The sequence below is a fragment of the Pseudarthrobacter sp. S9 genome, from assembly GCF_050156545.1.
GTDB lineage: Bacteria > Actinomycetota > Actinomycetes > Actinomycetales > Micrococcaceae > Arthrobacter.
Genome location: NZ_CP189576.1, coordinates 4,350,294 through 4,364,099, shown reverse-complemented (window position 1 = coordinate 4,364,099; position 13,806 = coordinate 4,350,294). Strand labels below are relative to the sequence as shown.

Sequence of the window (13,806 nt, the reverse complement as noted above, 5' to 3'; positions counted from 1 at the left end):
CGCCGCCGTCCACCGGTGCGAGCCTCCTTGGCTGGCCCTTGGGCCGGGGTTACGCTTCGGGTGTCGCATCGTTGGCGGTGACTGGAGGAAATTGTGAAATGGGATCCCGCAAAATACGTACAGTTCGGGGATTACCGGGACAGGCCCTACTTTGACCTGACGGCCAGGGTCCATGCAGAGGCCCCGCGGCATGTTGTCGACCTGGGCTGCGGCCCCGGCAACCTGACGGCGACCCTCGCCGAGCGCTGGCCAGGGGCTCAAGTGACGGGACTGGATTCCTCTCAGGAGATGCTGGCCAAGTCCGGTGACTTCGCCGCCCGGGCGGCCAATCTCTCGTATCAACTGGCCGACATCGCCGAATGGATGCCGTCCGGCGAGACGGACGTGGTGGTCACGAACGCCGCCCTGCAATGGGTGCCCGGCCACCGTGAATTGTTGCCGCGCTGGCTTGACGCCCTCAAGCCCGGAGCCTGGTTCGCGCTGCAGGTACCGGGCAACTTCAACTCGCCGTCCCACACACTGATGCGCGGGCTCGCCGAGTCCGAGGCCTGGGCCGGCCGGCTCGCCGGCGTGCTGCGCCACGACGACGTCGTAGGGGCGGCCGCCGAGTACCTCGACATCATGCTCGACGCCGGTTGCGACGCCGACGCCTGGGAGACCACCTACATGCAGCTCCTGCCTGGCGCGCACCCGGTGCTGGAGTGGGTCCGGGGCACGGGGCTCCGGCCCGTGCTCGCCGCCCTCCCGGCCGGGGAAGCCCGCGAGTTCGAGGACGAGTATTCGGCGCGGCTGGACGAGGCGTATCCGGCGGGCGCGCACGGGACGGTTTTCCCCTTCCGGCGCACCTTTGCGGTGGCCCGAAAACGCCACTGAGCGACGTGCCGACGGTATGACACGGAGGGTTGTGTGATGGGGCTTACAATGACGAGACGGCCTGGGGGTGGACGTCATGCTCATTCCCTGTCCGAGCGCTGAGCTAGCGATGGAGGTTCGGTGCTAATTGGCCTGATCGCGCGGCTGTTGTCCGCCCATAAGCTGACAGTGGTTGCCATCGTCCTCCTGCAGCTCGTGCAGACCACCGCGAACCTGCTCCTGCCCACCCTGAACGCTGCGATCATCGATGACGGCATCGTCCTCGGCAACACCGGGGAGATCCTCCGCCTCGGTGCCTGGATGGCCGGGATCGCGGCCGTGCAGGTCGTGGCCGCCATCGCGGCCGGTTACCTGGGCGCCGTCGTGGCCATGGACCTCGGACGGCAGCTGCGCGAGGAGCTGTTCGCCAAGGTGCAGTCACTGTCCTCGCAGGAGGTAGGGGTCTTCGGCGCCCCCAGCCTCGTCACCCGGGCCACCAACGACGTCGCCCAGATCCAGAACCTCGCCGTGCTTGTCTTCACCATGCTGGTCGCGGCCCCCGCCATCTTCCTTGGCGGCATCGCCCTGGCCATGCACCAGGACATCGCGCTGTCCGGCATCGTCGTGGCGGTGGTCCCGGTGCTGGCCGTTATCATGGCGCTGATCGTGCGCCGCCTGATTCCCCTCTACCGGGAGGGCCAGGGGCTCATCGACCGGATCAGCCGCGTGCTGCGGGAGCAGATCATCGGCGCCAACGTCATCCGCGGCTTCGTCCGGCAGGGCCACGAAGCCCGCCGTTTCGACCGGGTCAACAAGGACCTGACCCGGAACAGCCTCCAGTCCGCACTGCTGGTCGCCGGGATGTTGCCGATGATCATGCTGGTGGTCAATCTGTCCTCCGTCGGCGTGGTGTGGTTCGGCGGGCACCGGATCGAGGCCGGTGAGATGCGGCTGGGGGCGCTCACAGCCTTCATCGCCTACATCCTCCAGATCCTGATTGCCATCATGATGGCCATGTACGTGTTCATGACCGCCCCGCGGGCAGCCGCGTGCGCGGAACGGATCCAGGAGGTGCTGGACACGGTTCCGGCGATCGCGGACCCGATCATCACGCACGTGATCATCACAGACCCGCCGGCGGCGGCAGGGACAGCCACTTCCGGCACCGCCCCTTCCGGCACCGCCCCTTCCGGGAACACCGTGGAGTTCCGCGGTGTTTCCTTCGCCTATCCCGGCGCCGAAGCGCCCGTGCTGGACGGCGTCACTTTTACAACGGTCCCCGGGAACACGACGGCGATAATCGGGGCCACCGGCAGCGGCAAGACGACCCTGCTGAACCTGCTGCCCCGTTTCCTTGACGCCACCGGCGGAGAGGTCAGCATCGGCGGCCGCAACGTGCGCGCCCTGCCGCTCGACGTTGTCCGCGGCCTGATCGCCCTGGTGCCGCAACAGTCTTACCTGTTCTCCGGGACGCTCGCGGAGAACCTGCGGTTCGGTTCGCCCGCGGCCACGGATGGGGAACTCTGGCAGGTGCTCCGGACTGCCCAGGCCGAGGACTTCGTCCGTGCGCTGCCGCACGGGCTGCAGTCGCCGGTCAGCCAGGGTGGCACCAATTTCTCCGGCGGCGAGCGTCAGCGGCTGTGCATCGCCCGCGCCCTGCTCAGGGCCGCCCCGGTCTATTTGTTCGACGACAGTTTCTCGGCGCTGGACTACGGCACGGATTTCAGGCTGCGTGCGGCGATTGAACCCCTGCTGAGGTCGGCCACCGTGCTGATCGTGGCCGAGCGGGTGGCAACTATCGTGGACGCAGGCCTGATCCTGGTGCTGGAAAACGGCCGCCTCATCGCGCAGGGCACGCACAAGGAACTCATGGATTCCTCGCCGAGCTACCAGGAGATTGCCGCCTCCCAGCTCGTGCTGGAGGAGACCCCATGAGCCGGGATCCGGCCCACAAAGCCCCGTCTGGGGCGGGAACGGGTCCCCGGGACGGCGGCGGCTCCCGGTGGCGGTCCTCGGTACGGCTGCTTGGCATGCTGCGGCCCTCGAAGTGGCGGATGGCCGGCGTCATCGCAGCCACCTGCGCCTTTGTGAGTCTCAACGTGGCGGCGCCCAAAGTCCTCGGCGACGCGACCGACGTCGTTGTTGACGGTGTACTGCGGGGTTCCTTCGACGAGCCGAAGCTTGCGTCGCTGCTGCTGGCGGTGTCAGTCATGTACCTCGGGGCCTCGCTCTTCAGCTGGATCCAGGGTGCCCTGACCGCCACGGCCGTGCAGCGCGTCGGGTACGGGCTCCGCGCCGCCGTCGAGGAGAAACTGCACGTGCTGCCGTCCAGCCACTTCGATGAACAGCACCGTGGCGAGGTCCTCAGCAGGGCCACCAACGACGTCGACAACATCTCCCAGGCCCTCAATCAGCTGCTCAACCAGCTGATCATGTCCGTCCTGATGCTCTCCGGGGCGCTGGTCATGATGCTGTGGCTCTCACCGATCCTGGCGCTGATCGCCCTGGTGTCCGTGCCCTTATCTACACTGATCACCGTGCTCGTGGCCAGGAAATCCCAGAGCCATTTCACGGCGCAGTGGAACAGCACGGGGGAGCTTCACTCCCAACTGGAGGAATTCTTCACCGGGCATGAGGTGATTAAGGCCTTCGGCCGGCAGGAGGCCTCGGCAGCCGGCTTCAAGGACAGCAATGACAGGCTCACCCGCTCGAGCGCGCGCGCCCAGTATTTGTCCGGCGTCGTGCAGCCGCTGATGGTCTGCGTCTCCAACCTGAATTACATCGCTGTCGCGGTGGTGGGAGCGCTCCAGGTCACTGCGGGCGCGATGACCATCGGCGGCATCCAGGCCTTCATCCAATTCAGCCGGCTGTTCAGCCAGCCGATGGGCCAGATCGGCGGCATGCTGACGCTCATGCAGTCCTGCCTGGCCTCCGCGGAGCGGGTCTTCTCGCTCCTGGACGCCCCGGAGATCCCGCCGGAGACTTCCGCCGCCGCCCGGATGCCGGCCCGCTTTCCGGCCCGTGTGCGGTCCCGCATCCCGGCCCGCGTGCCGGCCCGAGTGCGGTCAGGGGAGGAGCCGGGAGTGGAGGGCCGCGTCGCCTTCGAACACGTCACCTTCAGCTACAGCCCCGCTACCCGTGCGGTCCAGGATCTCTCCTTCGCCGTCGAGCCGGGTCAGACGGTCGCCATCGTCGGGCACACGGGCGCAGGCAAGACCACTGTCGTGAACCTGCTCATGCGGTTCTACGAACTGGACTCCGGGCGGATCACGGTCGACGGCGCCGACATCGCCGACATGCCGCGGGACGAACTGCGGGCCGTCTTCGGCAGCGTGCTGCAGGACGCCTGGCTGTTCACCGGCAGCATCAGGGAAAACATCGAGTACGGCAGGCCCGGCGCCACCGACGCAGAGATCGTCGCCGCGGCCCGGGCCAGCCATGTGGACCAGTTCGTCAGGTCGCTTCCGGCGGGCTACGCCACGATGCTCGGCAACGACGGCGACTCCCTCAGCCGGGGGCAGCGCCAGCTCATCTCGATCGCGCGGGCACAGCTCGCCGGGCGCAGCATCCTGGTGCTCGACGAGGCCACGAGTTCCGTGGACAGCCGCACCGAGGTGCAGATCCGGCAGGCGATGAAACAGTTGCGGCAGGGTCATACGAGCTTCGTCATCGCCCACCGTTTGTCCACAGTCCGGGACGCTGATCTAATTCTCGTCATGGACCACGGACGGATCGTTGAACACGGTACCCATCAGCAGCTGATGGCCAGGAGCGGGCTGTATACCAGCTTGTACGAGGCGCAGTTCGCCGGCCGCGGAAAGCTGCAAGGCGTGCCGGAGCCGGAACAGTGAGCCCCGCCGAGACCGCGGCAGGACGCTTCCCCGGCGCCTGGCGGACCAACCCCGCGAGCTCCGTGCCGCTGTTCGAGCAGCTCCGCCTCTACATCATTGAACGCGCCGACAACGGGACGCTGGCGCCCGGCACCAGGCTGCCGCCCGTCCGCAGCCTTGCAGGGGAACTGGGCGTGGCACCCCACACGGTGGCGCGCGCCTACAAGGAACTCGAGGCCGCCGGCGTCGTGGTGACGCGGGGGCGCAACGGGACGGTCGTCTGCGCCCGGGACGCCGCCTGGAGCTCGCTGTCCGCCGCTGCCGCGGAGTTCGCCGCGGCGGCCAAGGCCCAGGGCGCGAGTTTCGCCGAGGCCGTGCAGTTGCTCGCCGCCGCCTATGACCGTGAATAGCACGCCCCCTCCCCCGGGAGGCCGCACAGTGACTGCACAGAGACTGCGGCGGGAATAGTTATTCGAAGAAGTTTTCGATTAGCATTAGTTCCGTGCCTAAAGCTGTAGCTGAAGATCCCGCCGTTGAAGTCCAGTCCGCCGCCGTACCGTTGAACCCTTCCGAACCGGACCCGGACCAGCCGCGCCCCCGGCTGAAGCGCCCCGACCTGACGCGCCTCGTCGTCAAGGGTGCGCGCGAGCACAACCTGCGCAACGTGGACTTGGACCTGCCCCGCGACGCGATGATCGTCTTCACCGGGCTCTCCGGGTCCGGGAAGTCCTCCCTCGCCTTCGACACCATCTTCGCGGAAGGCCAGCGCCGCTACGTTGAGTCCCTGTCCGCCTACGCGCGGCAGTTCCTGGGGCAGGTGGACAAGCCCGACGTCGACTTCATCGAGGGCCTCTCACCCGCGGTGTCCATCGACCAGAAGTCCACGAGCAAGAACCCCCGCTCCACGGTGGGCACCATCACCGAGATCTACGACTACATGCGCCTGCTCTGGGCCCGCGTGGGCCGTCCGCACTGTCCCATCTGCGGGGAACCGGTGGCGAAGCAGACCCCCCAGCAGATCGTGGACCAGCTGCTGGAGCTGCCGACCGGCACCCGGTTCCAGGTGCTGGCCCCCGTCGTCCGGGGCCGCAAGGGCGAATTCGTTGACCTGTTCAAGGAACTGACGGCCAAGGGGTACTCGCGGGCGCGGGTGGACGGCGAGCTGGTCCAGCTCAGCGATCCGCCCAAGCTGGGCAAGCAGTTCAAGCACGCCATCGAAGTGGTGGTGGACCGCCTCGTGGCCAAGGAGGGCATCAGCCAGCGCCTCACCGACTCCGTTGAAACCGCACTGGGACTGGCCGAGGGCCGTGTGCTGGCCGAATTCGTCGATCTCGAGGCCGATGATCCGGAGCGGATCAGGGCGTTCTCCGAGCACCTCGCCTGCCCCAACGAGCACCCCCTCGCCATCGACGAGATCGAGCCGCGCTCCTTCTCCTTCAACAACCCCTTCGGCGCCTGCACCGCGTGCAGCGGCATCGGCACGAAGCTCGAGGTCGACGAGGAACTGATCATCCCGAACCCGGAGCTGTCCCTCGGGGAAGGGGCCATCGGACCCTGGTCCCTGGGGACAGCGACGACGGAGTACTGGAACCGGCTGCTGGGCGGTTTGGCCAAGGAGCTCGGCTTCTCCATGACGACCTCCTGGCAGAAGCTCTCCGCCGACATCCGGCAGACGGTCCTGCACGGCAAGGACCACAAGATCGTGGTGCAGTACCGCAACCGTTTCGGCCGGGAGCGCAAGTACAGCACCGGCTTCGAGGGCGTCGTCCAGTACGTCCACCGCAAACACAGCGAAACCGATTCGGACATCGCCAGGGTCCGCTACGAGGAATACATGCGGCAGATCCCGTGCCCGGCATGCAACGGCGCCCGCCTGAATCCGGCGTCGCTCTCGGTGCTGATCAACGGCAAGTCCATCGCCGAGGTCGCCGCCCTGCCCATGCGTGAATGCTCGCACTTCCTCAACAACCTCGTCCTCACCGGCCGTGAGGCCCAGATCGCCCATCAGGTCCTGAAGGAAATCCAGGCCCGCCTGACCTTCCTCCTCGACGTCGGCCTTGAGTACCTGAACCTGGAACGGCCCTCCGGCACCCTGTCCGGCGGCGAAGCCCAGCGCATCCGGCTCGCCACCCAGATCGGTTCCGGCCTCGTGGGCGTGCTCTACGTCCTCGATGAGCCGTCCATCGGCCTGCACCAGCGGGACAACCGCCGGCTGATCGAGACGCTCACCCGGCTGCGCGACCTCGGGAACACCCTGATCGTTGTGGAGCATGACGAGGACACCATCCAGGAAGCCGACTGGGTGGTGGACATCGGGCCGGGCGCCGGCGAGCACGGCGGCATGGTGGTGCACTCCGGTTCCTATCAGGACCTGCTGGAAAACACCGCGTCCCTGACCGGCGACTACCTCTCCGGCCGCAAGAAGATCGAAATCCCGAAAAAACGGCGCAAGTACGACAAAAAGCGTGAGCTGAAGGTTGTCGGCGCGAAGGAGAACAACCTCCTCAACGTGGACGCCACCTTCCCGCTGGGCCTCTTCACGGCCGTCACCGGCGTCAGCGGCTCCGGCAAATCGACCCTGGTCAACGAGATCCTCTACAAGGTGCTGGCCAACAAGCTGAACGGCGCGAAGCAGGTGGCCGGGCGGCACAAATCCATCCAGGGCCTCGAGCACCTCGACAAGGTCGTCCACGTCGACCAGAGCCCCATCGGCCGCACCCCGCGCTCGAACCCGGCCACGTACACGGGCGTCTTCGACAACATCCGGAAGCTCTTCGCCGAAACCACCGAGGCAAAGGTCCGGGGCTACCAGCCGGGCCGGTTCTCCTTCAACGTCAAGGGCGGCCGCTGCGAGGCGTGCTCCGGTGACGGCACGCTGAAGATCGAAATGAACTTCCTGCCGGACGTCTACGTGCCGTGCGAAGTGTGCCACGGGGCCCGGTACAACCGGGAAACACTCGAGGTCCACTACAAGGGCAAGACGATCGCGGATGTCCTGAACATGCCGATCGAGGAAGGCGCGGAGTTCTTCGCGGCCTTCTCGCCGATCGCGCGGCACCTCAATACGCTCGTCGACGTCGGGCTCGGCTACGTCCGGCTGGGCCAGCCCGCCACGACGCTGTCCGGCGGCGAGGCCCAGCGCGTGAAGCTGGCGGCGGAGCTCCAGAAACGCTCGAACGGCCGCAGCGTCTACGTCCTGGACGAGCCCACCACGGGCCTGCACTTCGAGGACATCCGGAAGCTGTTGATGGTGCTCCAGGGCCTCGTGGACAAGGGCAACACCGTCATCACGATCGAGCACAACCTCGATGTCATCAAGAGCGCCGACTGGATCGTCGATCTGGGGCCCGACGGCGGTTCGGGCGGCGGCCGGATTGTCGCGTCCGGCACCCCCGAGCAGGTGGCGAAGTCGGCTGAAAGCCACACGGCGCCGTTCCTGGCCGAGCTGCTGGCCTGAGGCGGAAGTATTCCCGGATGTATTCCCGGTGGGGTATGCGAGTTTCTGGCATCAGCGGACTCGTGAGAAACTAAGCCGGTGACCCATACAACCGTGCCCGTGATCTTTGACCTCGACGGCACTCTTGTCGATCCGGCACAGGGAATATCGGACGGAATTGCCACGGCCCTCACCGAACTGGGACTCGCCGTCCCCGGCAAGGCCCGGCTGGACGCGATGATCGGCCCCAAGCTCAGCCACTCGCTGGTGGACATCGCCGGGGTCCCGGCCGCACAGCTGGAAGAGGCCATCCGGATCTACCGGGCCCACTACCTGTCCACCGGGATCGCGCAGAGCCGGCTCTACCCGGGCATCCGGAGCCTCCTGGAGTCATATGTGGAAGCCGGGCGGCCGATCGCCGTCGCCACGCAGAAGCCCGAGGGCCTGGCCCGCATCGTGCTCGAACACCACGGCATCGACACCTGCTTCCGCTTCATCCGCGGCTCGGCCGCCGATGAGGCAGCGCCCGCGACCGGCCAGGCGGGCAAGGCCGGCATCGTCGCCGCCGCCCTCGCGGATCTGGAGACGCTGGCCGAGGCGGATACCCGGCATGCCGTGATGGTGGGGGACCGCGCCCAGGACGTCGCCGGTGCCGCGGCCAACGGCCTGGACTGCATCGGCGTCGGCTGGGGCTTTGCCCTCGACGGCGAACTGCGTGCGGCCGGCGCCGTCGCGATCGTGCACAGCACCGCTGCCCTGTATGACACCATTGGCGGGCTGGACCCGGTCCGCACCGCAGCCCGGTTGACCTCCGATCCGACCGCCGACGCCCCGAACGAGGTGCACACCGATGGCAATGTTTGACGCAATCCGCTGGACCACCCGCGGGCTCATTTCCTCGACCTGCCGGCCCACGGTGATCGGCCTCGAAAACGTGCCCACGGACGGCCCGTTCATCGTGGCACCCAACCACCTCTCCTTCCTGGACAGCGTGATCGTCCAGGCCCTGATGCCCCGCCCCGTGGCGTTCTTCGCGAAGGCGGAATATTTCACCACCGGAGGCGTCAAGGGCACGGTCATGAAGTCCTTCTTCGAGGCCGTGGGCTCCATCCCGGTGGAACGCGGCGAGCAGGCGGCCAGCGTCCAGGCGCTCAAGACGCTGCTGGACATCCTCGACGGCGGCAAGGGCGTCGGCATCTACCCGGAAGGAACGCGTTCCCGCGACGGCATCCTGTACCGCGGCCGCACCGGGGTTGGCTGGCTGGCCCTCACCACGGGCGCCCCGGTCATTCCGGTGGGCCTGATCGGCACGGAACACCTGCAGCCCGCGGACAGCAGGGCGGTCAAGCCGCAGCACTTCACCATGAAGGTGGGCGAACCGCTGTACTTCGAGAAGACCGGCCCGGACCACTCGCTGCCGGCACGCCGCCAGGTCACCGACCGCATCATGGACGCGATCGCGGAACTCAGCGGCCAGGAACGCTCCACGAGCTACAACCAGAGCAAGAGCGCCGAATAGCCCCGGCCCGGTCAGGGACACGCCGGCTGGCTCATTAGAATGGATATGTGGCAGATCCAGCGAGTTACCGACCCCAGACGGGCGAGATTCCAAGCAATCCGGGCGTGTACCGCTTCCGCGACCCGCACGGCCGGGTCATCTACGTCGGCAAGGCCAAGAACCTCCGTTCCCGGCTGAACTCCTACTTCGCCAACCCCGCCGGGCTGCTGCCCAAAACCCACGCCATGGTCCACGCGGCGAGCAGCGTGGAGTGGACCGTCGTCGGCAGCGAACTGGAGTCACTCCAGCTTGAATACACCTGGATCAAGGAGTTCGCGCCGCGGTTCAACGTCATGTTCCGGGACGACAAAACCTACCCGTACCTGGCCGTCACGATGGGCGAGAAGTACCCCCGCGTCCAGGTCATGCGGGGGGAGCGCCGGAAGGGCACCCGCTATTTCGGCCCGTACACGGCCGGGGCCATCCGCGAAACCCTGGACACGCTGCTGCGCGTCTTCCCGGTCCGCAGCTGCAGCGCAGGGGTGCTGAAGCGGGCCGAAGCCAGCGGCCGCCCCTGCCTGCTGGGCTACATCGACAAATGCTCGGCCCCCTGCGTCGGCCGCATCTCGGCCGAGGACCACCGCGCCCTGGCCGAGGACTTCTGCACTTTCATGGGAGGCGAAGCCAAGCCCTTCGTCTCGCGGCTGGAGAAGGACATGGCCGCCGCCGTCGCGGAACTGGACTACGAGAGGGCTGCACGCCTCCGGGACGACATCGTCGCGCTGAAAAAGGTCTTTGAACGAAACGCCGTGGTCCTGGCCGAGGACACCGACGCCGACGTCTTCGCCCTGCACGAGGACGAGCTGGAGGCGGCGGTGCAGGTGTTCCACGTCCGCGGCGGCCGGATCCGGGGCCAGCGCGGCTGGGTTGTGGAGAAGGTCGAGGACTCCACCGTGCCCGATCTCGTGGAGCACCTGCTCCAGCAGGTCTACGGCGAGGAAGCCGGCAGCCAGGGGAGGCTGCCACGCGAGGTCCTCGTCCCGGCCGAGCCGAGCAATGCGGCCGAACTCACGCAATGGCTCAGCGGCCTGCGCGGCGCCAAGGTGGATGTCCGGGTGCCCCAGCGCGGCGACAAGGCAGCCCTGCTCTCCACGGTCCGGGACAACGCCGAGCACGCGCTGAAACTCCACAAGACCCGGCGCGCCGGAGACCTGACCCTGCGGTCCCAGGCCCTCCAGGAACTGCAGGAGGCGCTGGACCTGCCCGTCGCGCTGCTGCGGATCGAATGCTATGACATCTCCCACGTCCAGGGCACCAACGTGGTCGGCTCCATGGTGGTCGTCGAGGACGGCCTGCCGAAGAAGTCCGACTACCGGAAGTTCTCCGTCACCGGCGACGCCGCCACGGACGACACCGCCGCGATGCACGACGTCCTGACCCGCCGCTTCCGGCACTACCTTCAGGACCAGGCAGCGCAGGCGGCCCAGGCGGACGCCGCCCGCCGGCACGGCAACCAAGCCGGCCATCAGGTGGCGCTCGGCGCGGCTGCGGAAGCCGCCGTCGCCGTCGCATTGGAGAACACGACGACGCCGGCGCCCCGCGCGAGGTTCGCCTACCCGCCGAACCTGGTGGTGGTCGACGGCGGCAAGCCCCAGGTCAACGCGGCGGCCCGGGCCCTGGCCGGGCTGGGCATCGAAGACGTCTACGTGGTGGGCCTCGCGAAGAGGCTCGAGGAAGTCTGGCTGCCGGACAGCGACTTCCCGGTGATCCTGCCGCGCGCCTCGGCCGGGCTCTACCTGCTGCAGCGCATCCGCGACGAGGCCCACCGCTTCGCCATCACCTTCCACCGGCAGAAGCGCGGCAAGGCCATGACCGTGTCCGCGCTCGACGGCGTGCCCGGACTGGGCGAGTCCAAGCGCAAGGCGCTCCTGGCACAGTTCGGGTCGGTCAAGAGCATCCAGGCGGCGTCGGCCGAGGAGCTGCGGGCGTCCAAGGGGATCGGGCCGTCCCTGGCCGAGGCGATCGTCCGGCACTTCAGCACGGACGACGCCGAAGCCGTGCCCGCGGTCAACATGACCACCGGGGAAATCCTCGAAACTTAGCTAGCTTCGGGAATCTTAGCTAGGGTAAGGACTTGGGAAACGGCACGCGCGGGTTCCGTGCGCAGCATAGTGCACAGCAGACTGCACTGAACAGTGAAATCCGCGCGGCCACCACACAGCAGAATGGGGCTTCACTGATGGCAGAGTCGACGGCAGGATCCGGGACGGAAGCGGACGGCATGACGCCGGTCAAACCCGTTGAGGCGGAACTGCTCGTGGTGACGGGGATGTCCGGCGCCGGCCGGAGCACCGCCTCGGACGCCCTCGAGGACCATGGCTGGTACGTCGTGGAAAACCTCCCGCCGCAGATGCTCGGTACGCTCGCGGAACTGGTGTCCCACGCGCCCGGCTCGATCTCCAAGCTCGCCGTCGTGATGGACGTCCGCAGCAAGGACCTCTTCGCGGACATCCGCGCGGCCCTCCGCGCCCTCGAGGCCAGCGGCGTCACTTTCCGCGTGCTCTTCCTCGACGCCAATGACGACGTGCTGGTCCGCCGCTTCGAACAGGGCCGCCGGCCCCACCCGCTGCAGGGCGGCGGCCGGATCCTCGACGGCATCGCGGCTGAACGGGAACTGCTCCAGGAGCTTCGGGACACCGCCGACATCGTCCTGGACACGTCAGCCCTGAACGTGCACGGCCTGGCCACTGCCATCACCGAACTGTTCAGCGAAACCGGGCCGGTGGCGCTGCGGCTCAACGTCATGAGCTTCGGCTTCAAGTACGGCCTCCCCGTGGACGCCAACTTCGTGGCGGACGCGCGCTTCATCCCCAACCCGCACTGGGTGCCGCAGCTCCGCCCGCACACCGGCCTCGACAAGGACGTCAGCGACTACGTCCTGGAGGCCCAGGGCGTCAGCAACTTCGTGGAACGCTATGTGCTGGCCCTGGAGCCGGTCCTGGACGGGTACCGGCGCGAGAACAAGCACTACGCCACGATCGCCGTGGGCTGCACCGGCGGCAAGCACCGCTCCGTGGCGGTGGCCGTCGAGCTGTCGCGGAGGCTGGCGCAGTACCCGCGCGTCACCGTGACCACCACCCACCGGGACCTGGGCCGCGAATAATGGCGCTGCTCACCGGACCGCTGCCCCTGGTCCCGCTTACCAGTGCGGCCTTCGCCAGCCAGCAGGACAAGGGTCCCTCCGTGGTGGCGCTCGGCGGCGGGCACGGCCTGTCCGCCTCGCTGTCCGCCCTGCGCCTGCTCAGCTCCGAGCTGACCGCGATCGTCACCGTCGCGGACGACGGCGGCTCTTCCGGCCGGCTCCGGGAGGAGTACGGCGTCCTCCCACCCGGGGACCTTCGCATGGCGCTGTCCGCGTTGTGCGACGACACCGACTGGGGCCGCACCTGGCGCGACGTCATGCAATACCGCTTCGAGCCCGGCAAGGGCCGCGGCGGATCCCTCGATGAGCACGCCATGGGCAACCTCCTGATCGTGACCCTCTGGGAGCTGCTGGGGGACACCGTCGCGGGCCTCAAGTGGGCCGGCGCCCTGCTGGGCGCCCGCGGCGAGGTCCTGCCGATGTCCAGCATCCCGCTGACCATCGAGGGCCAGGTCCGGGTCACGGCGCCGGACGGCACCTCCGTGCTTCAGACCCTCACCGGCCAGGCCAAATGCGCCGTGGCCGGTTCGCTGGAGCACGTCCGGCTGCTGCCCGAGGACGCGCCCGCCTGCATGGAGGCGCTCACCGCGATCGAACTGGCAGACTGGGTGATCCTGGGCCCGGGATCCTGGTACACCTCCGTACTGCCGCACCTGCTGCTGCCGGAGATGCGTGAGGCCCTGTGCAACACGGCGGCCAGGCGCTGCCTTACCATGAACCTCGCCACGGACACCAAGGAAACCCTGGGCATGTCCGCCGCCGACCACCTGCGCGTGCTGCGGGAGTACGCGCCGGACTTCACGATCGACGTCGTCCTGGCGGATCCGGCGTCGGTGCAGGACCTTCCCGATTTCGAGCAGGCGGCCGGGATGCTCGGTGCCGAGGTGGTGTTGGGTAAAGTGGGGGCGTCTGGCCGCCGTCCGATCCACGACCCGCTGCGTCTGGCAACGGCGTACCACGATATTTTCGGGAACAGTTAGGAAAGGTG

General features: G+C 67.9%; 10 protein-coding genes. All 10 read left to right on the top strand.

Going from position 1 to position 13,806, the window contains the following annotated elements; translation table 11 throughout:
• Positions 1-93 precede the first annotated feature (93 nt).
• The 10 genes from ACQCSY_RS21020 (at position 94) to ACQCSY_RS20975 (ending at position 13,798) form a co-directional block, all read left to right on the top strand.
• The gene (locus tag ACQCSY_RS21020; RefSeq protein WP_427131864.1) at positions 94-873 is read left to right on the top strand and encodes a trans-aconitate 2-methyltransferase; all 780 of its coding nucleotides are present in this window, start codon (positions 94-96) and stop codon (positions 871-873) included.
• Between the two features lie 120 nt (positions 874-993).
• Positions 994-2,787: an ABC transporter ATP-binding protein gene (locus ACQCSY_RS21015; protein WP_427131862.1), complete on the top strand. Its 1,794-nt coding sequence runs from the start codon at positions 994-996 to the stop codon at positions 2,785-2,787.
• On the top strand, positions 2,784-4,703 hold the full coding sequence (locus ACQCSY_RS21010) for an ABC transporter ATP-binding protein (RefSeq protein WP_427131860.1): 1,920 nt from the start codon (positions 2,784-2,786) through the stop codon (positions 4,701-4,703). Before ACQCSY_RS21015 ends, ACQCSY_RS21010 begins: the two co-directional genes overlap by 4 nt.
• Positions 4,700-5,092 carry a GntR family transcriptional regulator gene (locus tag ACQCSY_RS21005; protein WP_427131858.1) on the top strand — a complete coding sequence of 131 codons (393 nt, stop codon included), beginning with the start codon at positions 4,700-4,702 and terminating at the stop codon, positions 5,090-5,092. Before ACQCSY_RS21010 ends, ACQCSY_RS21005 begins: the two co-directional genes overlap by 4 nt.
• Before the next feature lie 149 nt (positions 5,093-5,241).
• On the top strand, positions 5,242-8,139 hold the full coding sequence (gene uvrA, locus ACQCSY_RS21000) for an excinuclease ABC subunit UvrA (RefSeq protein ID WP_427135975.1): 2,898 nt from the start codon (positions 5,242-5,244) through the stop codon (positions 8,137-8,139).
• A gap of 78 nt (positions 8,140-8,217) precedes the next feature.
• Entirely contained in the window at positions 8,218-8,982 is a 765-nt protein-coding gene (locus ACQCSY_RS20995; protein ID WP_427131856.1) for an HAD hydrolase-like protein, read from the top strand.
• The gene (locus ACQCSY_RS20990; protein ID WP_427131854.1) at positions 8,969-9,637 is read left to right on the top strand and encodes a lysophospholipid acyltransferase family protein; all 669 of its coding nucleotides are present in this window, start codon (positions 8,969-8,971) and stop codon (positions 9,635-9,637) included. Before ACQCSY_RS20995 ends, ACQCSY_RS20990 begins: the two co-directional genes overlap by 14 nt.
• A gap of 47 nt (positions 9,638-9,684) precedes the next feature.
• Entirely contained in the window at positions 9,685-11,718 is a 2,034-nt protein-coding gene (gene uvrC, locus ACQCSY_RS20985) for an excinuclease ABC subunit UvrC (RefSeq protein ID WP_427131852.1), read from the top strand.
• Positions 11,719-11,855: 137 nt separating this feature from the next.
• Positions 11,856-12,779 (top strand): RNase adapter RapZ, encoded by a 924-nt coding sequence (gene rapZ / locus ACQCSY_RS20980; protein ID WP_427131850.1) that lies wholly within the window; start codon positions 11,856-11,858, stop codon positions 12,777-12,779.
• Complete coding sequence (locus tag ACQCSY_RS20975) at positions 12,779-13,798, top strand: gluconeogenesis factor YvcK family protein (protein ID WP_427131848.1); 1,020 nt, start codon at positions 12,779-12,781, stop codon at positions 13,796-13,798. Before rapZ ends, ACQCSY_RS20975 begins: the two co-directional genes overlap by 1 nt.
• Positions 13,799-13,806: the final 8 nt, after the last annotated feature.

Bases quoted from the DNA above. Each gene is read 5' to 3' on its own strand.
- ACQCSY_RS20990 (WP_427131854.1), top strand. From the start codon at position 8,969: ATGGCAATGTTTGACGCAATCCGCTGGACCACCCGCGGGCTCATTTCC.
- ACQCSY_RS21010 (WP_427131860.1), top strand. From the start codon at position 2,784: ATGAGCCGGGATCCGGCCCACAAAGCCCCGTCTGGGGCGGGAACGGGT.
- rapZ (WP_427131850.1), top strand. From the start codon at position 11,856: ATGGCAGAGTCGACGGCAGGATCCGGGACGGAAGCGGACGGCATGACG.
- ACQCSY_RS20975 (WP_427131848.1), top strand. From the start codon at position 12,779: ATGGCGCTGCTCACCGGACCGCTGCCCCTGGTCCCGCTTACCAGTGCG.